This window comes from Kitasatospora sp. NPDC002522, from assembly GCF_053595195.1.
This window is the reverse complement of record NZ_JBSFXE010000010.1, coordinates 152,792-172,153: the sequence shown is the minus strand read 5'-3', so window position 1 is coordinate 172,153 and position 19,362 is coordinate 152,792. Positions and strand designations below refer to the sequence as shown.

The following is a 19,362-nucleotide window of genomic DNA, read 5'->3' as shown; positions in this document are numbered from 1 at the left end:
ACAGCCAACGCCGGGGAACGCGATGGTGCTCCTCGCGCGGTGAACGTGGCCGGACACGGGCCGGTTCGAGCAGATGCGGCCGGATTTCGAACCGGTCCCGGCAACGGCCCGTTGCACGGGGTGTGGGGCCCAACGGTGGGCGTTCACCCCGCACACGGGCATCCGACCGGACGGACATCCAGCATGGCGACTGTGCGACCGACCACCTCCACCCCGCTGCTCCAGCACCTGCGCGACGGCACCCGAGCGGCGCACGCCGCGCAGGAGGAGGAACTCGACTTCCTGGCCCGCCTGACCTCGGAGGAGGCGTACGCGGCGGTACTCGGCGCGTTCCTGGGTTTCCAGGAGCCCCTGGAGGACCTTCTCGCGGCGACCGCCGCCGAACACGGCCTGGCCTGGCGGGTCCCGCCGGGCGCCGCGCGGCTGGTGCAGGACCTGCGCCGGCTCGGCTGGTCGGCGGAGCGGATCGCCGCTCTGCCGCGCTGTACCGAGGTACCCCGCCCGGACGGCCCGGCCGGGCTGTTCGGCATGCTGTACGTGGTCGAGGGATCCGGCCTGGGCGCGCAGTTGATCACCCGTTGGGTGAACGACGCGCTGGGCCTGACCCCCGAGCACGGGGTGGCCTTCTTCGCCGGTGACGGCGACGCCCGCCGCCGGTTCCGCTCGTTCGTGGAGGTCGCCGAGGCCCAGGGCTTCGACGATGCCGGGACTGCCGCCGCCACCGCGGCGGCCAGTGCGCACTTCCACGCCTTCGGCCGCTGGCTGCGCCGGTGCCGCCTCGGCGGGCAGGCCGCGACGGGCCCGGGCTTCCCGGAGCTGCTCGCGGGTTTCGCGGCCGAGACCCGCACCAGGCTTGCTGGCCCTGCCGGGCGTGATGCCCGCCCCGATACCGGCCGAGTTCGACGCCCCGGAACTGTCGAGCCCGGACGGCGCGTACACCGTCCGCCCGACGCCGCTGCGCTCCGAGCACTTCGCCTACGTGGACGTCCAGGAGTTCCTCGGCCAGGTCAGCGGGGTGCGGGTGGTGGCCGTGCCGTGGCCGGAGCGGCCCGCCCCGATCCTCGGCCTCTTCGCGGCGGCCGGTCCGCGCGGCGCCCTGGCGGCGGTGGTCGACCTCTCCCCCGTCTCCGAGGCCGGCCTGCCCGAGCGCTACCGGCGCATCCTGGCCACGCCGGACCGGCCGACCCGCTCGGTGGCCCGTGAACTGCCGCCGTGGTGTTCGGTGTTCTCCTCGTTCTGCCTGGCCGTCACGCCCGCCGACCCGGCGGAGCTGGAGGACTTCTGCGCATTCGCGGCCACCGTGATCGAGGAGTACCTGGCCGCGATCGCCTCCGAGGAACCGCTCGACGACCTGCGCTCGACCGCCGACTCCTCGCCCACTGGGACCGCTACCGGGCCGCCCAGCTGACCGACCCGGGTCGCCGCGCGATCCTCACCAGGGTCCTCGGCCCGCAGGAGGCCGAGCGCTACCTCACCGAGGTGCTCTTCCCCGACCTGTCCGGCGCCGCCGTCCACTGACGCACCGTCCGCTGCCACCGTTCCACCGACACCCCGCTCCCGACGCTCCGACACGCGGGCGGACGCCCGTCGTCCGCCCGCCGGACCGTCACCCGCAGCACCTTCCCGACCTGGCGCACCGTCAGGCCCAACGACCCCGACCTCCCGGCAGGCTGGACCGTCAGGTCTCCCGCTCCGCCCGGCGCGCTCCGACCATCCGATTCCCGATCCCGCAGAGGCAGACCCATGCGCTTCCCGGCAGGAGCCACCCCGCAGTTCACCCGCGTCCACAACCTGCGCCTCGCCGTCGACTGGCTCCGCACCGGCGGCCCCGGCTCGCGCGCCGACTTCGCCCGCTTGACCGGGCTGTCCAAGCCCACGGTCTCCGCGATCTTCGAGGACCTGCTCGACAAGGGCCTGGTCCGCGCGGACGGCGCGACCGTGCGCACCGGGCGGCCCCCCGTCGCGTTCGCGCTCGCCCCGGAGGCCGCCTGGGTTCTGGTCGCCGAGATCGGCCCGGACACGTGCCGGGCCCTGCTGGCCGGCTTCGACGGCGTCCCGCTGGCCGAGGTCGAACGGCCCCGCCGCCGCACCGACGACCCCCGCCAGGAGGCCCGCCGCCTACGCGAGCTGCTGCTGCGCGGCACCGGCGTGACGGTCGCCGATCTGCACGGCGGGGTGCTCGCCGTGCACGGCCGCGACGGCGCCAGCGGCCGGACCGCCGCCACCGGCGCCGGGCAGGGCACCGTCGGCCGGGAGACCGTCGCCGAACCGATCCAGGTCCGGCCGTCCCAGCTCGCCGCGTACGCAGAGCACCGGCACCTGCTGAATGCGGGCCGCGAGGTCGAACACCTGGCGTTCGTGGACGTGGCCGATCCGTCCGGCGTAGGGCTGGTGCTGCACCGCCGACCACACCTGGCCGCCCGTCCGGGCTCGCCGCGACCGGTCCCGGCCACGCCCGCCGAGACGCTCGCCCGGCTGGTGGACGCGCTGGTGCCGCTCGCCCTCGCCACCGGCCTGGAGACCGTGGTCCTCGGCGGAAGCGGCGGGCTCGACCCGACCGGGATGCTTCGCCCGCTGCGGGCCGAACTCGCCCGCCGTCTGCCCGAACCGCCCGCCGTCCTCCGCTCCGCGCTCGGCGACCGCGCCGTCCTCCTCGGCGGCACCCACCTCGCCGTGGACCTCGCCGCCCGCACCCTCCTGCACACCGACTCCGCCCGCACCCGCCCCCTCCGCGAGGCCTCCTGACACCCGCCGGTGGCCTAGCGCTGCTCCGCCAGTGCGGGAACCTTCGAAGCTGGGGAGCGCGCGGGATCAGGCTGGCGGAGACCGTCGCCGTTCCGGAGCTCGGCCGGACCCGGTCAAGGCGTACGCGCGAGTTGGCTTCCGGGCGGGTGAACATCGGGTGACTTGGCGGCCGGGGCGACGAGCCGTGCGGGAGAGTGCGGGGAAGGAAAGCTCGCCTCGTACCCGTCCGCCGGGAGGACTCCGGATGCCCATCGACCACTACGGCGTGCTCGCCGCCCGGGCCGTCGACCGTCGCCGCGAGGGCACGACCGACACCCCGCACTACCAGATCCACCTGGTGGACCAGGCCGGCACGCACTTCCGGGCCGCCGTCAACGTCCAGTCGCAGCAGGCCCCTTCGGAGCTGCTGTACCTGGTGGACGAGGACTTCGCACACCCGGTGACGGCGCAGCTTCCGGCCACCGCCGCCGGCTGGACGGCGCTGCCGTCCCGGCCGGGCACGGCGGCGCTGGACTTCGTGCGCGGCAAGCTGTTCGACCACGCGGCGATGCGCACGCTGCCGCCGGACCGCCCGGGCGCGGACAACGACCTGCCGGACCTGCTGGACCGTCAGGTGCTGCAGGCGATCGAGGACCCGCGGGCGGTGCTGTACGTGTTCGGCCAGCGGTGGCCGACCGAGGCGAGCGTGCCGGACAAGGTGTTCGGCTTCAAGCCGGGCAACGGCGTGCACGACGTGCACATGAACCAGGGCAACAGCACGCAGTTCCGCGGCGACGACGGCGTGTGGCAGGACGGCGCGCTGCTGATCCATCTGCCGGGCGCGTCACGCTGGATCGCGATGTTCCTGGCCTTCCAGTCGCAGTCCTGGCACACCGACGACCACACCGGCCACGCGCTGGACAACCACCTGCCCAAGCCCCGCGGCGGCCACCACCCGCGACCCGCCGACCACCACTGACCGACGGCCGGGCCGCCGCCCCGCTCCGCTGTCAGCCCCGGTCCCGGTCGCGGGCGGGCAGCGCCCACAGGCGTTCGCACAGCGCCAGGTCGGCGGCGGCCCGCTCGGCCCGGGCCCGCTCGCGGCGGCCCACGACCCGGTTCACCGCGCACCAGCCGAGCGCCGATCCGGCCAGCACCCCGGCCACGACCAGCAGGGCCGCCCCCGGCGTCACGGCCGCACCTGCCCCCGGGCGAGTTCCGGCGCTTCCGCCCGGCGACCGCCGTCCCGCCGGTCCGGTGTGACTCTGGGCAACTGGACTCCCGCTCCTCCGCAGCGCGCCTTCCGCGCTCCACCAGGTGCCAGCAAGCCACGAACCCGCGCCCGCCGCGCCCTGACGCACCGTCGGCCATCCGATCGAGTGAACACTTTCCGCGCTCGACTTGTCACGCCCCGCCACCGACCCCCGGGATGCCCGCCCGGAGATCAACTCTGGTACGGACCAGGCGGGTTGAGCATCGCGCGTAGATGTGACGGGTGGGGCGGCGAGCCGAGAAAGGTGCTGCAGATACCTAGCGGTAACAAAGCCGGTTGTGTCACATTTCTCGCCATATCCGGCCCTTGGGCGGATCCGCCCCCGCCGGTTCCTGTTTCCCCCGTCGCGCCTTGCTGTGTCAGGCAGTTGAGGCCGAGCGCAGGAGTACCCTCACATGTCACCGATCAGCCCCACCGCGCCCCGGCGCGCCCGCAGACGGCTCACCGCCGCCGCCCTCACGCTCCCGCTCCTCGTCCCGGGCCTGCTGGCCGTCGGCGCCCCCACCGCGCTGGCCGCCCCGGGCAGCGGCCCCGCCATCGCGGTGTCGCTGGGCGACAGCTACATCTCCGGCGAGGGCGGCCGCTGGGCCGGCAACAGCGACACCTCCTCCGGCAGCCGCAGCGGCACCGACCGGGCGTGGAACGGCAGCGGCTACACCCCGGCCAAGGTGTACGGCACGACCTACCAGAGCGGGTGCGACCGCTCCGACTCCGCCGAGGTGCTCAGCGCCTTCGGCTCCGCCACCGCGGTCAACCTGGCCTGCTCCGGCGCCACCACCGCGAACGTGTTCCGCGCCGGCAGCGGCGGCCAGTCCTTCAAGGGCGAGGCCCCGCAGGCCGACCAGCTCGCCACGCTGGCGTCGCAGCGCCGGGTCGGCCTGATCGCACTGTCGATCGGCGGCAACGACCTCGGCTTCGCCGACGCCATCGCGACCTGCGTCAAGGACTACGAGATCTGGTACTCGTACTGCCACGACGACCAGCAGGCCGCCATCGACGCGAAGATCGACTCGGCGATGGCCGACGTCGGCCGGTCGATCGACGAGATCCGCGCCGTGATGACCGCCGACGGCTACGCGGACGCCGACTACCGGATCGTGCTGCAGTCCTACCCGTCGCCGATCCCGCGCAGCTCCGAGGCCCGCTACGGCGAGAGCGGCTGGGCCCGCACCAGCACGGGCGGCTGCCCGTTCTGGGACGGCGACCTGGACTGGGCCCGCGACGGCCTGGTCCCGCAGCTGGCGCAGCGTCTCGCCCAGGTGGCGGCGGACCGCCGGGTGCAGTTCCTCGACCTGCAGAACTTCCTGCAGGGCCACGAGGTCTGCGCCACCGCGGCCCGGCTGGCCACCGACACCAAGCCGGTGACGGCGGCCACCGGCGAGTGGGCGCGCTTCCTCACCACCGGCGCCACCCAGGGCACCATGCAGGAGTCGTTCCACCCGAACTACTACGGGGAGCTCGGCCTCGGCCGCTGCCTGAACCTGGTCTCCGCCCAGCCGGCCGGCCGGAACTTCGCCTGTCGCAGCACCGCGGGCCAGGACGCCTCGGGCGTCTCGCTCGCTCCGCTGCCCTAGGTTCAGGCAGGCTCGCCGAGCCTTTCCCGACAGGGGACTTTTGTTACTTATCTGCGGCACATTTTCGCGGGAGCCTCGGAATGTAGGGGGAGGAAGTCCCACTCGCCACCGAAAACGAGGTTCTCCGCATGGCCGCCGAGATCACGGCCGACCCGCCGCGCGCCGTCACCGCCCTGCCCGCCCTGGCGCGGGGCGGTGCCGGACGGCCGGTCTCGGTGCTGTTGTCGCTGGCGGCCGTCTACTACGTCATCACCCCGGTGCTGCAGGGTGCGGCCCAGCCCGTCGTGGTGGCCGCCTTCGACCTGCGCCCCGGCCAGGTCGCCGTGATGAAGGTGGCGGGCGCAGCGGCCACGGTGCTGACCATGTTCGGCACGGGCCAGGCGGGCGACCGCTGGGGCCGGCGGCGGGTGCTGCTGTGGTCGCTGGCGGCGCTCGCCGCCGGTCTGGCCGTCCAGACGGCGGCCTTCTCCGGCTGGTCGTACCTGCTCGGCCGGGGGGTGATCACGGTCGCCGCGGCGGCGCTGTTCGTCAGCTGTCTGATGCTGGTGCCGGCGCTCAACGCCCCGGGCCGGATGACCCGGGTGCTGGGCGGCTGGCTGGCCGTGATGTCGGCGGCGTTCTTCGTCTCCGCCAACCTGATCCCGCGCACCCCGTCGCTGTTCTCGCTGCGCGCTGCCGCCGGAATCGGCTGCCTGATCGCCCTGGTCCTGCTGGCCTCGGCCCGCCGCCGGCTGCCGGAGCCGGTCGGCTCCCCGGCCGGGACCTGGGACCGGGTGCTGACCACCGCCCTGGCGGGCGTCGCGGCCACCGCGGTCGCCGCCCTGCAGGTCGCCCCGGTCTGGGGCTGGGCCGACCCGCGGACGGTCGCCCTGTTCGCCGCCGTCCCGCTCGGGCTGACCGTGCTGGGCTGGCGGCTGGTCCGCCGCGGCCTGCCGTTCGCGATGCCCGCCCGGGCGGCCTGGATGGCACTGGCCACCGGTGTCGCCGTCGGCTGCACCCAGCTGGCGCTGATGGCCGCCGTGCCGGTGCTGGCCGTGCAGGCCGGGGCGACCCCCGCGCAGGGCACGCTGCTGCTGTCGATGTTCGGCCTGGGCGGCGCGGCCGGGTCCGTGCTGGTGCGCCACCGCCGGATCGCCCCGGTCGCCGGCTGCTCGCTCGGCCTCCCGCTGGCCGCGCTCGGCCTGGTGCTGCTGCACGTGCTGCCCGCCGGTACGGACGCCTGGCTGGCCGCCGGTTCGCTCGCCACCGCGCTCACCGGCCTCGGTGTGATGATCGCCCAGGTCCCGCAGATGGCCTGGTTCCTCTCCTCGCTGCCGCGGGCCCGGCTCGGCGCCGCGGCCCTGCACCCGGTCGCGGTGCTGCTCGGCGCGGCCGCGGCGCAGGCCCTTCCCTACACCTCGGCGATCAGCCTGGGTGCGGCCCCGGGCGACGCCACCCAGCTGCTCTGGGTCGCCGTCGGCGTGGTGGCCGCCGCCGCGCTGGTCGCGGGCATCCCGGCGGTGGCGGTCGGCGTGGCCGCCGCGGCGGGCGGCGAGTACCTGCTGGTGCGGGTGATCGCCGGCGAGCAGGCGGCGCAGCGTCCGGCGGCGCTGGCCGCGGCGCTGGCGGTCGGCGCGGTGACCGGCCTCGCGGTGTGGACCCGCCGGCAGCAGAGCGAGCGGCTGGCCCGCAGCCGGGCCAGCGAGGCGGCCCTGCAGCAGGCCGTGCTGCACACCATTCCGGAGCGTCTCGGCGGTCTGCGGCTGGCCGGCCACTAGGAGCCGGCGACCGCGGGCACCGGCATCGGCGGCGACTTCTTCGAGGCGGTGCACACCGAGCACGGCACCCGGATCCTGATCGGCGACGTCCGCGGCAAGGGCCTGCAGGCCGTGCAGACCGTCACCGACCTGCTCGGCTGCTTCCGCTCCCAGGCCCACGAGACCGGCGACCTCGGCGAGTGGCCGCCCGGCTGGACCGGCAGACCTCCCGGGTCGCCGCGTCCCGGGGCGACCACGAGCTGTTCGCCACCGCGCTGCTGCTGGAGCACCGGGCCGACCGTCCCGCCGTCGAGGTGGTCAACTGCGGCCACCTCGCCCCGCTCGCCGTCGGCCCGTCCGGCGCCCGCGAGGTGGCCGTCCCGTCGCTGCTCCCGCTCGGCTTCGGCGCGCTCGGCGCGGACGCCCCGACGCCCCGTCAACTCCCGCTGGTCGACGGCGAGTCGCTCCTGCTGTACACCGACGGCCTGACCGAGGCCCGGAACGCCAGCGGCGAGTTCTACCCCGCCGCGGACCGCGTCACCACGCACCCCTGCGAGAGCCCCGCCGAGCTCCTGGCCTTCCTCGACCACGACGTCCGCGACTGGACCCACCACCTCGCCGACGACGTCGCCCTGATCGCACTCACCCGCGCCGAGACCGCCCCGCTGCTCGCCGCGTAGACCCGAGCCGCACCGTCCGACGACCCGTCAGCGCAGCGGGGGCTGCTTCGGGTCGTAGACGTGGTCCGGTGTGATGATCTCGGTGATCGCGCGGGCGAACAGCGAACTCGGCTCCTGGGTCCCGACGAGCTGGTCGGTGTTCAGCATCATCACCAGGGTGGCGTCCTGTTCCGGCAGGTAGACGGTCACCGTCTCGTAGCCCGGCAGCGAACCGTTGTGCCCGATCCAGCCGTCGCTGTCGATCAGGCCGAGGCCGTAGCCCGTCCCGGGGAAGCCGGTCGGCTCGAAGCGCAGGCGCTGCGCCTGGGTCGCGGGGCTGAGCAGTTCGCCGGTGGCCACCACCTTCGCCCAGCGCCGCAGGTCCGGCAGGTCGGAGATCATCGCGCCGGCGGCCCACGCCCAGCTCGGGTTCCAGTCGGTGGCGTCGACGCGCTGCCCGGCGAGGTCCAGCGTGTACCCGTGCGGGTGCGGCTGCGGGAACTCCGGCCCGGACGGCAGGAACGTCCGGTGCAGGTGCGCCGGCCGCACGACCCGGTCGCGGATCACCTCCGCCAGGTCCCGGTGGGTCATCTTCTCCACCACCAGGCCGAGCAGGATCAGGTTGGTGTTGGAGTACTCGAACTGCGCGCCGGGCGCGAAGGTGTTGTCGTGCCGGAAGCCGTACGCCAGCAGCTCCTGGGGCGTCCAGCTCCGCCCGGGGTCGGTGAAGACCGTGCGCAGCAGTTCCTCGTCCGAGGTGTACGGGAACAGCCCGCTGCGCATCCCGGCGAGCTGACGCAGCGTGATGTTCGCCCCGTCGGGCACGCCGTCCACGTACTTCGCGATCGGGTCGTCCAGTCCGACCAGTCCCTGGTCGACGAGTTCCAGCAGTGCGGTGACGGTGAACGTCTTGGTCTCGCTGCCGATCCGCACCATCATGTCGGTCCGCATCGGCTCGCCGGTCGCGAGGTCGGCCACCCCGGTCGCCCGGAGGTAGCTCCCCCGCCCCGGCAGCCACACTCCCACCGCGACGCCGGGCGTCCCCGTCTCGGCCTGCACCCGCGCGATCGCCTCGTCCAGCCGCGCCGCCAGCGCCGGGTCCAGCGGGCAGTCCTCGTCCACCGTCCGCGGCGCCACCACGGACACCGGCGCGGCCTGCGCCTGCACCCCGCCGACCGGGCCGAGCACGGCTGCGGCCACCAGGACGGCGGCCAGCCGCAGAGCCGAGGATCGTCGCATCACAGCACATCACTTCCCACGGAACGGACCGGCACGGAACGGGCCGGCGGCGGATTCGACCACCCGTCAAGCCGACCACGCCCCCGCCCGCCGACCCGGCCGATCCCCACCCGCCCGTCCCGTTTCCACCCGCCTGGCCGCCACCGCCGGGCCGGTGCCGCCTGGTCGCCACCGGGCCGGCCGCCATCGCCTGGTCGCCACCGCCGGGCGGCGTGCCGGCGCGCCGGGTGTCAGCGGCCGGTGGCGCCGAGCAGGAGGGTGGTCAGCTCGTGGACCACCTGGTCGAGGGTGGCTTCGAACTGTCCGGCCGTCCAGTCGTGGAGGAGTCCGTTGACGGCGCCGATGAAGGCGGTGGCGGCGATCCGGAAGTCCCGGGGCGGCACTTCGCCGCGGGCGGCGGCGGCCTCCGCCTCGGCCACGATCAGTTCGACCCAGCGCTTGCGCCGCACCAGCCGCTGGCGTTCCAACTCCTCGCTGACGCCGACGATTTCGACGAAGGCGATGCGCAGCCGGCGGGGGTCCTCGGTGGCGGCGGTGACGTAGGCGCCGAGCACGGCGGCGATCCGCTGGGCGAAGGGCTGCCCGGCGGCGTTGGTCAGGGCGTGCAGGACGGCCTGCTCCTTGTGGTCGTTGACCTGCAGGTGGAGCTGGGCGAGGACCTGTTCCAGGTTGCGGAACTCCTCGTAGAACTGACGGGTCGACAGTCCGGCCGCCTCGCACAGCCCGGCCACCGAGGCGTGCCGGTAACCGGGCCGGTCGCCGAACTGCTGGAGTCCGGCCGCCAGGAAGCGCTCCCGCCGCTCGGCCTGCCGCTCCTGCGCCGACCGGCCGCCGTACGTGCCCGTCGCCTGCCCCATCCGCCCCACCCGCCCCATCGCCTCGCCGCCCGACACGATTCTCGCCCACCGGGGTCTTGTCAGGGCCGCCGCACCCTCCCTACCGTCGAGTAGCGCCAATCTGACAATCCGTCATTTCAGACTTCGTGCGCAGCGCGGCCCCGGCCTGCCCACCGGCCGCCGGCCCGCCCGCGCACCGCGAAGGAGCCCGCGATGTCCCTCCCCCAGCACCGGCGCTCCCGTCGTCTTCGGCCGCTCCTCGGCCTCGCGGCGGCGCTGAGCCTGGCCCTCCCGTCTGCGGCCTCGGCCGCGGCCTCCGCCGCGAGCGGGCCGCAGCAGGCCGCCCCGTCGCTGCGGGAGGTGATGTTCGTGGGCAACAACTGGGACGGCACCGCGGACGTCATCACCTCCCGCGGCGACCTGGCCCGGATCGGCCGGATCAACGTCATCCCCGACAAGGACCAGCGCCTCGCCGAGATCTACCTGAACCCCGTCAAGCTCGGCTACTTCCTCGGCGTACGGCTCGGCCCCGGCGAGGGGCACGACCAGTTCGTCGACGACATGTACTCCACCCCGGACGGCTCGGCGGTGGTGGTCTCCCGGCCGAGCTTCGCCGACGTGGTCTCCATCGACGTCGCCACCGGACGGATCAACTGGCGCTTCCCGGTGGCGGGTTACCGATCCGACCACATGGCGGTCTCGCCGGACGGCACCCGGGTCGCGGTCTCCGCCTCCACCGCCAACACGGTGCACGTGCTGGACATCGCCACCGGTCGGCAGCTCGGCTCGTTCCGGACCGGCGACAAGCCGCACGAGAACCTGTTCACCGACGGCGGCCGGCTGATCTGGAACATGTCGATCGGCGACGTCACCACCGCGCTGGACGCACCGTGGCTCGACTGGACCAAGGGCGACCGCCACATCACCGTCGTCGACGCCGACACCTTCCAGCCGGTCCGCACCATCGACATGCGCCAGCGGCTCGACGCCTTCGGCCGCTCCGACCTGTCCAACGCGGTCCGCCCGGCCGCGTTCACCCCCGACGGCTCGACGCTGTACTTCCAGGTCTCCTTCTTCAACGGCTTCGTGGAGTACGACGTCGCCGGCGACCGGATCACCCGGGTCAAGACCCTGCCGAAGAACCCCGCGACCAGCGAGGACCGCACCACCTGGGTGAACGACTCCCGCCACCACGGCCTGGCGATGAGCCCCGCCGGCGACCGGCTGTGCGTCGCGGGCACGATGGACGACTACGCCACCGTCGTCGACCGCGCCACCCTCCAGGAGGGCCCGCTGGTCCCGGCCGTCAAGCCGTACTGGGCCACGGTGAGCGGCGACGGCCGCTCCTGCATCATCTCCGAGAGCGGCGCCGACCGCGTCACCGCGATCGACTTCGCCACCGGCCTCCCCACTTCCTCCGTCCCCGTCGGCGACCACCCCCAACGCGTCCGCCTCGGCCACGTCCCCACCACCTGGACCGGCCCGGCGTCCTGACCTCCCGGGGCCTGCGCCCGCTCCGTTCCGGCGGACCTCTCCGATCGAGGTGTCCGTCAAATGCGGCGCAGGCGCAGGCCCTGACCGGTACCGTCTGACGGGCAGTCAACCTTGCTTGGGGGCGGCGGTGACGGGCGTGGAGATCGCGGTCGGGTACGTGTTCGCCTGGCTGGTCGGCAAGGCGAAGCGGGTGGCCGGACTGGCCGACGATGAGGTCGACCACGCACTGGACGCCGGTATGCGCCGACTCCACGACCTGGTCAGCCGCAAGCTCGGCGAGGACCCCGCGCTCCGCGACCTGACCGAGGAGGCCGGCTCGGCGCGGGAGCACCCCACCGCGCGCACCCGGCAGCAGGTGGAACTCGCCCTGAGACGTGCCATGGAGCAGGATCCCGCGTTCGCCGAAAGCCTGCAGCACGCCGTCGCCCAGATCCAGGCGATCACCGGGCCGACGGCCGGAGACGGCGGCACCGCGGAGCAGAACATCTTCGCCGGGCCGACCACGGTCCAGACCGGCAGCCACAACACGGGCACCGCGGCCTTCTCCGGGAACACCGCGCAGCAGCACGGCGCCTCCAACATCCAGCACAACTACTTCCCGCCCGCGCCCGCGCCCCGCACACCGTCCCCCTGGCGCAGAGCGGCTCCCATCGCCGGCGCCATCACCCTCGTGCTCCTGACCGGCCTGGCCCTGAACCTGTTCGGGGTCGGAGCGGACAAGCCCTCGACCGGCACACCCCCCCGCGCGATCCTCGACGGCCGCAACACCGCCCGCCACGGAGACGGAGACTCCCGCGACGTCCGCGACCTCCGTGGCATCCGGACAGTCGGGGAGTGGTGGGGACGGTCGGACCGTGGCACCGAGCCACTCCGCCCTCACCGCCACGACCACCACCGCAAGCACTCCCGGGCCGGTCCGCACGACCGCGGGCACCCAGCCGTCTGCCACGACGACCCCGCCCCCGGCAGCCGTCTACTTCAGCGGAACCCTGACCTATGACGGAAGCCCCGACGGAACGCCGTACGACCTCGACTACAGCCCACCCGAGTTGTACGGCCCCAACAACACACTGAACCTCCTCGCCAACGAGATCGACGTCGTCCTCTCGAACGGAGCCAAGGCCGCACCGCCGTCCACCGCCCCGTCACTGCCGGACCGGCAGCGGTGCATCGATGAACTCGCCCAAGCACCAGGCGACTTCCCGGGCATCTACCAAGGCCCCACGGCAGGCACCACCTTCTGCCTCCAAACCGCCGCCGGCCACTACGCCGCAGCCCGCGTGACCGACACATCAGCGCACTACGCCATCACCCTCGTCGTCTGGCCATGAGCCACGACCCAGAGCCCGCACCCCCCACACCAGCACCACCGACCCCACCCGCCCCACCAAGGCCAACGGCCTCACCGATCCCTCTTCCGTTCCCCCTCGGCCCCCGCAGGGCCCTACCCCGCGCGCCAGACCAGGGCCACCGGGCCCACTGGATCCGTGTAGCCGAGGTCGCGGTAGAGGGACTCCGCTTCCGGGGACGCCGTCAGGCCGATGCGGCGGCAGGATCGGGCGGTGAGCCAGTCGTGGACGGCTTGGACCACGTGGCGGGCGTGGCCCTGGCGGCGGTGGGCGGGGTCGGTGACCACGGAGGTGATGTGGCCGACGTTCGGGAGTTCGCCGGGGCGGGGTGCGCCGAGGGCGTACTGGCCGATGGCGAGGGCCAGCAGCCGGCCGCTGCCGTCGTCGGCGACGAACGCGCCGAATCGCGGGTCGCCGTCCAGCCGTTCGGCGAACCAGCGGGCGCACTCGGCGGCCCATGCGGGCGTGGTCGGCACCCCGGCGGACTCCAGCATGATCGCCCGCAGCCGGGCGAGCTCCGGCCCGTCGGCCGGCTCCGCCCGCCGTACCACCGCCCCGCCGGGCCTCGCCCGCTCGCGTCGCCGTCGCACCGACTCCCAGTGCTCCTCGATCAGTTGACGCGTCGACGGGCGCAGCCGCAGCCGCCCCAGTTGCTCGGGCCGGAACCAGCGCAGCAGGACGCCCTCGCGCAGGCCCAGCGTGTCCGGATCGCCGTCCCACTCGACGTCGAAGATCTGGATCACCACGGCCGACCCGTCCACGGCGGTGACCCGCTCGACCGCCAGCGGCGCGACCTCGCCGAGCGCCAACCCCGGGACCTCTTCGGCGAGTTCGCGTCGCAGGGTGTCCTCGGGCGTCCGGTCGCCGGGTTCCCGGCCGCCGCCGAGCAGGCTGAACTCGCCGGGCGCCCAGATGTGCGGGTAGTCGTCGCGCAGGTGGAGCAGGTAGCGCCCGGCGCCGTCATGGATCAGCGCGGAGGAGTTCGCGCTCCCCCCGGCCCCGCCCTCGTCCTCGTACGGCGACACGCCACTCTCCTCCACCCCGCACCACCTGACAGATCATCAGCCTCCTACCCACCATCCACCCCACCCCACCGTCACCCGGCGAATACGAGCCATCACCGAACGCCACCGAAAGCCGCCGAAAGGCGGGTAAGCGAACGGCCGCTCCCGACTCATCTCCCATCGAGCCGACATCCCGTCGGCCCGCTTCCGCGCCACGCGGCGCGCCACCCGGGCGCACCGCTCGGCGCAGCACTCAGCGCAGCACTCAGCGCAGCACTCGTGAGGAGACCGGAGAGATGACCGTCATTCCGCTGGACCCGGATTCGCCCGCCTCGCACGCGGTCGGCATCGACTTCGACCAGACCCTGGTCGCGCACGACGACGGCTGGCAGGACGGACGCATCTACGGCAAGCCGCTCCCGGGGGCGATCGAGTCGCTGCACGCTCTGCGGGAGGTCCGTTCGGTGTTCATCCTGACCGCCCGGCCGCGCCGTTTCCATCCGGAGGTGGCGGGGTGGCTGCGGCAGTACTCGGGGCTGGAGACCCTGGTGGACGAGGATCCGGACCGGGCGTACTGGCAGGGCGACTGCCTGCTGGTGACGAACAAGAAGCTGGGCGCGGCGGTCTACATCGACGACCGGGCGCTGCGCTTCACCGGCGACTGGGCGACCACCCTGGCCGACGCCCGCCGCGCGATCGGGCTGCACCCGCACCCCACCGACACCGCCGACCCGAGCGACCCGCGCCACCGCGACCGGCCGGCGCGTCAGTAGGTGTAGATGCCGCCCTGCGGGTTGACCTCCATGCAGTCCTTGTCGTCGTCGGAGGTCTTGGCGTCGACCGAGGTCGGCAGCGCGGTGGGCACGGGCGTGGGGGTGGCGGCGGGGAAGGCGGTGCCGCTGGTCCAGTCCTTGCCGATGACCAGGGTGAGGGTCTTCCCGCTGCCGGCCTCGGTGAGCGCGCTCGCCGGCAGCTTGAGGTCGGCGGCGACCGCCTCGGCCTGGGCGCGCTGCCCGGCGGGGTAGAGGAGTTGGGTGGTCTCCCGGGTGCCGCCGCCGCTCGCCGCGGCGGCCCGCCCGTAGCCGGCCTCGACCAGCGCGCCCGCGACCTCGGTGGCCCGCCGGCCCGCACCGGAGGCGTTCTGCACGGTCAGCCCGACGGCTCCCTTGTTGACGCTGACCGGCGGGGCGACGGGCGACGGGGTGGCGGTGGGCGAAGCGGCGGGCGGCGCGCCGGACGCGGTGGCGGTCGGCTGCTCGGCGGGTTTGCCGTCCAGCGGCCGGTCGGCGAGCAGCATGGACCAGATCTGCTTGGTGTCGGCGTCCTTGAGGACCAGTTTGGCCTTGGGGTTGGCCGGGTCGGCGAGGGTGGGCACGGTGAGGGTGCTGATCCGTTCGGTGGGGACCGTGCGGATGTCCTCGGCGAGGTTGTACAGCTTCATCAGGTCGGCGATCGCGGTGTCGACGGCCAGCGACTTGGTGGCGGCGTCGGCGAGCTTCATCAGCTCGGTGGGGCTGTCCAGGCGTCCGCTGCCCCGCAGTTGACGGATCATCGAGCTGAGGTAGAGGTGCTGGGCCTTGGTCCGGCCGATGTCGGAGCCCCAGGCGTCGCGGGTGCGCAGCCACTTGAGGGCGTCCTCGCCCATCACGTTGTGGGTGCCCTTGGGCACCTTGAGGCCGGTGCCGCCGACGCCGGGCTGGTAGCGGTCGTACATGTTCATGGTGACGCAGACGGGGACGCCGCCGATGGCGTCGGCGATCCGGACCACGCCGCTGAAGTCGACCATCATGTAGTGGTCGATGTACAGGCCGGTGAGCGAGGTCCAGGTGGCGAGGACGCAGCCGGGGCCGCTGCGGGCGAGGGCCTCGTTGATCGCGGTGTGCGGGGTGGCGGGGTAGGTCTTCGTGCCGTCCTTGCAGGTGGGGACGGTGACCATGGTGTCCCGGGGTATCGAGACCAGCGAGGCGTTACTGCGGTCCGCGGAGACGTGCAGCAGCATCTGGACGTCCGCCAGGCCGGGGCGGCCGGCCTCGTCGGCGGAGCCGCCCAGGTCGACGTTCTCCTTGCTGGCCCGGCTGTCGGTGCCCAGCAGCAGGATGTTCAGCGGGGTGCGGCCCTTGGCGTCGGGGGCGGTCTTGTTGCCCTGCTCGTCGCCGAGGTTGCGGGTGCCGGCCTGGATGTTGCCGTTCAGGTGCCGGTAGTAGAGGTAGCCCGCGCCGGCCGTCACCACGACGGCGACGCCGGTGGTGACGGCGAGCGGTTTCGCCCACCGCCGCAGGCCCTGTTTCGGCGCTCTGCGTCGGCGGCCGCCGCCCTTGGCCGCGCGCCGGGCCGCGGCCCGTCCCCCGGGCGGTGCGGGTTCCGCCGCATCGGGCCGCGGCGCGTCGAACCGCGGTGCGGTGGCGGTTTCCCGCGCGTCGTCGAGCTCGCTCATGGCCGTTCCCCCGTTGTTCACGCTCGCCTGTCGGTGCTCGAACGGACAAGCTACTCCGGATCACGACCCGCCACCGAATCTGTCACATGATCAGAACACTTTGCTGAACACTTGGGTGACGTACCGTCGAGAGCGACCTCGCCCGAGGAGAGTCCCGTGACCGCGTCCGCCGAGCAGCCCGCCCCGCCGCCGCGGCCCACCGGCACCGCCGTACGCGACTCCGACCCGCTGGCGCTCGTGCTGTTCGGGCTCACCGTGGTCAGCGGACTGATCGACGCGGTCAGCTACCTCGGCCTCGGCCACGTCTTCGCCGCCAACATGACCGGCAACGTGGTGGTGATCGGCTTCGCGCTGGCCGGCGCACCCGGCTTCTCGGTGCTCGGCTCGGCCACCTCGCTGGGCGCGTTCCTGCTCGGCGCGGTGTGCGCGGGCCGGCTCCCCCGGCACCGGCTGCGGCCCGCGCTGCTCACGGAGACCGCCCTGCACGTGCTCGCCGCCGTGGTGGTGGCGGTCTGGGGCACCCACGGCGCCGTCCAGTACCCGGTGATCGGGCTGCTCGCCCTGGCCATGGGAATGCGCAACGGCACGGTCCGCAGCTTCGGCGTCCCGGACCTGACCACCACCGTCCTCACCATGACCCTGACCGGCCTGGCCTCCGACTCCCGCCCCGCCGGCGGCAGCGCGCCCCGCCAGCGCCGCCGCGTCCTCTCCGCCCTGACCATGGTGGCCGGCGCCGCCCCGGGCGCCGTCCTGGTCCTGCACCACCAGACCACCTGGGCCCTGGTCGCCGCCGCGACCCTCACCGCCACCATGGCCGTCCTCTACCGGGACTGACGCCGGATCAGCGGTGACCGCACCGCTCGGAGCGAGCCGGCCGGCTCCCCGTAGGGTGGGCGCGTGACCTCAGCCGACCCGACCGTCCTGTCCCTGATCGCCGACCCCTACGCCGGATACGCCGCGCTCCGCGCGGACGGGCCCGTGCACCGCGTGACCGGGCCGGACGGGCTGCCGGTGTGGCTGGTGACCCGCTACGCGGACGTCCGCCAGGGCCTGGCCGACCCCCGCCTCTCGCTCGACCGGACACACGCCGCACCCGGCAACTACCTGGGCTTCAGACTGCCGCCCGCGCTCGACGCCAACCTGCTCAACATGGACCCGCCGGACCACACCCGCATCCGCCGGCTGGTCGCGCAGGCCTTCACCGCGCGCCGGGTCGCCGCACTGCGCGGCCCGATCGAGCGGGTCGCCGAACAGCTCCTCGACGCGATGGAACCGCTCGGCCGCGCCGACCTCGTCGCCGCCTACGCCGCGCCGCTGCCCATCACCGTCATCTCCGACCTGCTCGGCGTGCCCGAGGACGACCGGCACGACTTCCGCGCCTGGACCGACACCCTCGTCACCCCCGACCCGGCCCGCCCGCAGGACGCGAAGGCGGCCGTCGGCGCGATGCTCGGCTTCTTCACCGGGCTGATCGAGCACAAGCGCGGCCGGCCCTCCGACGACCTGCTCTCCGACCTGATCGCCGCACACGAGGAAGGGGACCGGCTCAGCGCGGACGAACTCACTTCGCTCGCCTTCCTGATCCTGTTCGCGGGCTACGAGAACACCGTCCACCTGATCGCGAACGCCGTCCTGGCGCTGCTCACCCATCCCGGCCAACTCGCCGCCCTGCGCCGCGAACCAGGGCTGATCGGCGGCGCCGTCGAGGAGTTGGCCCGCTTCGACGGTCCCGCCCCGCTGGCCATCCGGCGCTTCCCGCGCGAGGACGTCACGATCGGCGGGGTCACCGTCCCGGCCGGGGAGACGGTGCTGCTCGCCCTCGCCTCGGCCAACCGCGATCCCGAGCGGTTCGCCGACCCGGACCGGCTCGACCTGCACCGCCGCGACGGCGGCCACCTGGCGCTCGGCCACGGCATCCACTACTGCCTCGGCGCACCGCTCGCCCGGCTGGAGACCGAACTCGCCCTGACCGCACTGCTGCGCCGCTTCCCCGCCCTCGCCCTCGACGCCCCCACCGACCACCTCCGCCACCGCCCGGCCCTACGCGCCCGCGGCCTCCTGGAACTGCCCGTCCGGTACTGACCCGCGGCCCGGCCGGCCAGGGCGTGTTGCTTACGGCTCCCAGTCGCGGAGCTGCTCGATGACGTGCCGGTCGCCGTCGGCGGCCACCTCGTCGATCTCCAGGCGCCCGTACAGCATCAGGACCAGCTCGCCGGCGGAGGCCCAGGCGGAGACGTCGGCCTTGTCGCCCGGCTCGCCCGCGGCGGGGGCCGGTGTGACGCGGCAGCCCTGCGCGGTGAGCGTCAGGCGCCAGGCGCCGCCCTCGGTGGCCCGGTAGTCGACGGTCGCGTCCTCGTGCGGCCAGGGGCTGTCCGTGGCGCAGCAGGTGGTGAGGAACTCGTCGACGCCGTCGAGGGCCGGCTCCTCGGGCAGCGGCTCGGGCGCGCCGCCGGCGAGCTGGGCGTCGTAGGTGTGCACCGTGGCTTCCTGGACCTGGTGGCGGGCGACCGCGCCGACGGTCTGCGGCGACTGCGAGTCTCCCCACCACGTCCAGCAGCCGCGCTCGGGGCCGACCTCGCGCAGTGCGTCCAGCAGCAGGCGGGTGGACTCGGCCGACCACTCCAGCAGCGCGTCGAGTTCCCGGGGGGCGCCTTCGGCGAACTCCGCCGTGGTGCCGACCGGGCGGGCGTCGGCGGGGCCGACGGCGACGATCGCGGACCAGGCGCGCTGCACCCCGCCCAGGTGGCGGACCAGGTCCAGCAGCGTCCAGTCCGGGCAGCTCGGCACCGGCAGGTCGAGGTCGGAAGCGGAGCGGGCCGCCGCGCGGAACGCGGTCGACCGCTCGTCGATCAGCCGCAGGTGGTCGGAGAACTCGAGTGTCATGGGCACGAAGTTGATCTATCACGACCGCTCCGGCCGGTGCACCCGTATTTCTGCCGTATCTTTCCCGACTCACCGTCCGCGCCTACTGGGGCAACTGATCCGGCACCAGTACTCTGTGGCATCCGGGACCCGGCCGGGGGAGCAGCGCCCGGCCGTC

General features: G+C 74.1%; 18 protein-coding genes and 1 pseudogene. 13 read left to right on the top strand and 6 right to left on the bottom strand.

The genetic code is table 11. The annotated features are described in order from the left end of the window. Positions 1-183: 183 nt before the first annotated feature. From ACWD4U_RS11465 to ACWD4U_RS11450, 4 genes and pseudogenes are all read left to right on the top strand, one after another. Positions 184-756 (top strand): annotated as a pseudogene (locus ACWD4U_RS11465) (biliverdin-producing heme oxygenase); the annotation flags it as partial. A 97-nt stretch (positions 757-853) separates the two neighbouring features. Further along, positions 854-1,408 (top strand): hypothetical protein, encoded by a 555-nt coding sequence (locus ACWD4U_RS11460; protein ID WP_363459554.1) that lies wholly within the window; start codon positions 854-856, stop codon positions 1,406-1,408. 335 nt (positions 1,409-1,743) lie between these two features. Next, on the top strand, positions 1,744-2,745 hold the full coding sequence (locus tag ACWD4U_RS11455; RefSeq protein ID WP_363459552.1) for a DNA glycosylase AlkZ-like family protein: 1,002 nt from the start codon (positions 1,744-1,746) through the stop codon (positions 2,743-2,745). Between the two features lie 244 nt (positions 2,746-2,989). Further along, complete coding sequence (locus tag ACWD4U_RS11450; protein WP_363459550.1) at positions 2,990-3,703, top strand: YukJ family protein; 714 nt, start codon at positions 2,990-2,992, stop codon at positions 3,701-3,703. Positions 3,704-3,734: 31 nt separating this feature from the next. On the opposite strand, the gene ACWD4U_RS11445 is transcribed toward ACWD4U_RS11450, so the two are convergent. After that, positions 3,735-3,917 (bottom strand): hypothetical protein, encoded by a 183-nt coding sequence (locus ACWD4U_RS11445; RefSeq protein ID WP_363459548.1) that lies wholly within the window; start codon positions 3,915-3,917, stop codon positions 3,735-3,737. A gap of 475 nt (positions 3,918-4,392) precedes the next feature. Here ACWD4U_RS11445 and ACWD4U_RS11440 point away from each other — a divergent pair, with 475 nt between their 5' ends. The 3 genes from ACWD4U_RS11440 (at position 4,393) to ACWD4U_RS11430 (ending at position 7,987) form a co-directional block, all read left to right on the top strand. After that, a complete protein-coding gene (locus ACWD4U_RS11440) occupies positions 4,393-5,571 on the top strand; it encodes a GDSL-type esterase/lipase family protein (RefSeq protein WP_363459546.1) in 1,179 nt (392 codons plus the stop codon). A gap of 128 nt (positions 5,572-5,699) precedes the next feature. Continuing rightward, on the top strand, positions 5,700-7,328 hold the full coding sequence (locus ACWD4U_RS11435; protein WP_363459544.1) for an MFS transporter: 1,629 nt from the start codon (positions 5,700-5,702) through the stop codon (positions 7,326-7,328). A gap of 137 nt (positions 7,329-7,465) precedes the next feature. Then, positions 7,466-7,987, top strand: coding sequence for a PP2C family protein-serine/threonine phosphatase (locus ACWD4U_RS11430; protein ID WP_363459605.1), 522 nt, complete (start codon positions 7,466-7,468; stop codon positions 7,985-7,987). A 27-nt stretch (positions 7,988-8,014) separates the two neighbouring features. Here the strand turns inward: ACWD4U_RS11430 and ACWD4U_RS11425 are convergent, their stop codons facing one another. Further along, positions 8,015-9,205 (bottom strand): serine hydrolase domain-containing protein, encoded by a 1,191-nt coding sequence (locus tag ACWD4U_RS11425; protein ID WP_363459542.1) that lies wholly within the window; start codon positions 9,203-9,205, stop codon positions 8,015-8,017. Between the two features lie 230 nt (positions 9,206-9,435). Then, positions 9,436-10,062, bottom strand: coding sequence for a TetR/AcrR family transcriptional regulator (locus tag ACWD4U_RS11420; RefSeq protein WP_363459540.1), 627 nt, complete (start codon positions 10,060-10,062; stop codon positions 9,436-9,438). 192 nt (positions 10,063-10,254) lie between these two features. On the opposite strand from ACWD4U_RS11420, the gene ACWD4U_RS11415 reads away from it, so the two are divergent. The 3 genes from ACWD4U_RS11415 (at position 10,255) to ACWD4U_RS11405 (ending at position 12,866) form a co-directional block, all read left to right on the top strand. Beyond that, positions 10,255-11,535 carry a YncE family protein gene (locus ACWD4U_RS11415; protein WP_363459538.1) on the top strand — a complete coding sequence of 427 codons (1,281 nt, stop codon included), beginning with the start codon at positions 10,255-10,257 and terminating at the stop codon, positions 11,533-11,535. 136 nt (positions 11,536-11,671) lie between these two features. Beyond that, positions 11,672-12,535 carry a hypothetical protein gene (locus ACWD4U_RS11410; RefSeq protein ID WP_449787167.1) on the top strand — a complete coding sequence of 288 codons (864 nt, stop codon included), beginning with the start codon at positions 11,672-11,674 and terminating at the stop codon, positions 12,533-12,535. A gap of 49 nt (positions 12,536-12,584) precedes the next feature. Then, positions 12,585-12,866, top strand: coding sequence for a hypothetical protein (locus ACWD4U_RS11405; protein WP_449787166.1), 282 nt, complete (start codon positions 12,585-12,587; stop codon positions 12,864-12,866). A 113-nt stretch (positions 12,867-12,979) separates the two neighbouring features. On the opposite strand, the gene ACWD4U_RS11400 is transcribed toward ACWD4U_RS11405, so the two are convergent. Further along, positions 12,980-13,909, bottom strand: coding sequence for a GNAT family N-acetyltransferase (locus ACWD4U_RS11400; protein ID WP_363462266.1), 930 nt, complete (start codon positions 13,907-13,909; stop codon positions 12,980-12,982). Between the two features lie 275 nt (positions 13,910-14,184). Between ACWD4U_RS11400 and ACWD4U_RS11395 the strand changes: the two genes are divergently transcribed. Further along, positions 14,185-14,661 carry a hypothetical protein gene (locus ACWD4U_RS11395; RefSeq protein WP_363462264.1) on the top strand — a complete coding sequence of 159 codons (477 nt, stop codon included), beginning with the start codon at positions 14,185-14,187 and terminating at the stop codon, positions 14,659-14,661. Here ACWD4U_RS11395 and ACWD4U_RS11390 read toward each other — a convergent pair. Next, positions 14,655-16,322 (bottom strand): LCP family protein, encoded by a 1,668-nt coding sequence (locus tag ACWD4U_RS11390; protein WP_449787165.1) that lies wholly within the window; start codon positions 16,320-16,322, stop codon positions 14,655-14,657. The two genes, ACWD4U_RS11395 and ACWD4U_RS11390, sit on opposite strands and share 7 nt — an antisense overlap. A 156-nt stretch (positions 16,323-16,478) precedes the next feature. Here ACWD4U_RS11390 and ACWD4U_RS11385 point away from each other — a divergent pair, with 156 nt between their 5' ends. Next, complete coding sequence (locus tag ACWD4U_RS11385) at positions 16,479-17,156, top strand: YoaK family protein (RefSeq protein ID WP_449787164.1); 678 nt, start codon at positions 16,479-16,481, stop codon at positions 17,154-17,156. Between the two features lie 63 nt (positions 17,157-17,219). Then, positions 17,220-18,404: a cytochrome P450 family protein gene (locus ACWD4U_RS11380; protein ID WP_363457216.1), complete on the top strand. Its 1,185-nt coding sequence runs from the start codon at positions 17,220-17,222 to the stop codon at positions 18,402-18,404. A gap of 30 nt (positions 18,405-18,434) precedes the next feature. Here ACWD4U_RS11380 and ACWD4U_RS11375 read toward each other — a convergent pair whose 3' ends face one another. Further along, positions 18,435-19,205 (bottom strand): maleylpyruvate isomerase N-terminal domain-containing protein, encoded by a 771-nt coding sequence (locus tag ACWD4U_RS11375; protein ID WP_363457213.1) that lies wholly within the window; start codon positions 19,203-19,205, stop codon positions 18,435-18,437. Positions 19,206-19,362: the final 157 nt, after the last annotated feature.

Excerpts from the sequence above, each read along its gene's own strand:
- ACWD4U_RS11455 (WP_363459552.1), top strand. The coding sequence starts at position 1,744 with ATGCGCTTCCCGGCAGGAGCCACCCCGCAGTTCACCCGCGTCCACAAC.
- ACWD4U_RS11450 (WP_363459550.1), top strand. The coding sequence starts at position 2,990 with ATGCCCATCGACCACTACGGCGTGCTCGCCGCCCGGGCCGTCGACCGT.
- ACWD4U_RS11440 (WP_363459546.1), top strand. The coding sequence starts at position 4,393 with ATGTCACCGATCAGCCCCACCGCGCCCCGGCGCGCCCGCAGACGGCTC.
- ACWD4U_RS11435 (WP_363459544.1), top strand. The coding sequence starts at position 5,700 with ATGGCCGCCGAGATCACGGCCGACCCGCCGCGCGCCGTCACCGCCCTG.
- ACWD4U_RS11425 (WP_363459542.1), bottom strand. The coding sequence starts at position 9,205 with ATGCGACGATCCTCGGCTCTGCGGCTGGCCGCCGTCCTGGTGGCCGCA.
- ACWD4U_RS11420 (WP_363459540.1), bottom strand. The coding sequence starts at position 10,062 with ATGGGGCAGGCGACGGGCACGTACGGCGGCCGGTCGGCGCAGGAGCGG.
- ACWD4U_RS11415 (WP_363459538.1), top strand. The coding sequence starts at position 10,255 with ATGTCCCTCCCCCAGCACCGGCGCTCCCGTCGTCTTCGGCCGCTCCTC.
- ACWD4U_RS11395 (WP_363462264.1), top strand. The coding sequence starts at position 14,185 with ATGACCGTCATTCCGCTGGACCCGGATTCGCCCGCCTCGCACGCGGTC.
- ACWD4U_RS11390 (WP_449787165.1), bottom strand. The coding sequence starts at position 16,322 with ATGAGCGAGCTCGACGACGCGCGGGAAACCGCCACCGCACCGCGGTTC.
- ACWD4U_RS11375 (WP_363457213.1), bottom strand. The coding sequence starts at position 19,205 with ATGACACTCGAGTTCTCCGACCACCTGCGGCTGATCGACGAGCGGTCG.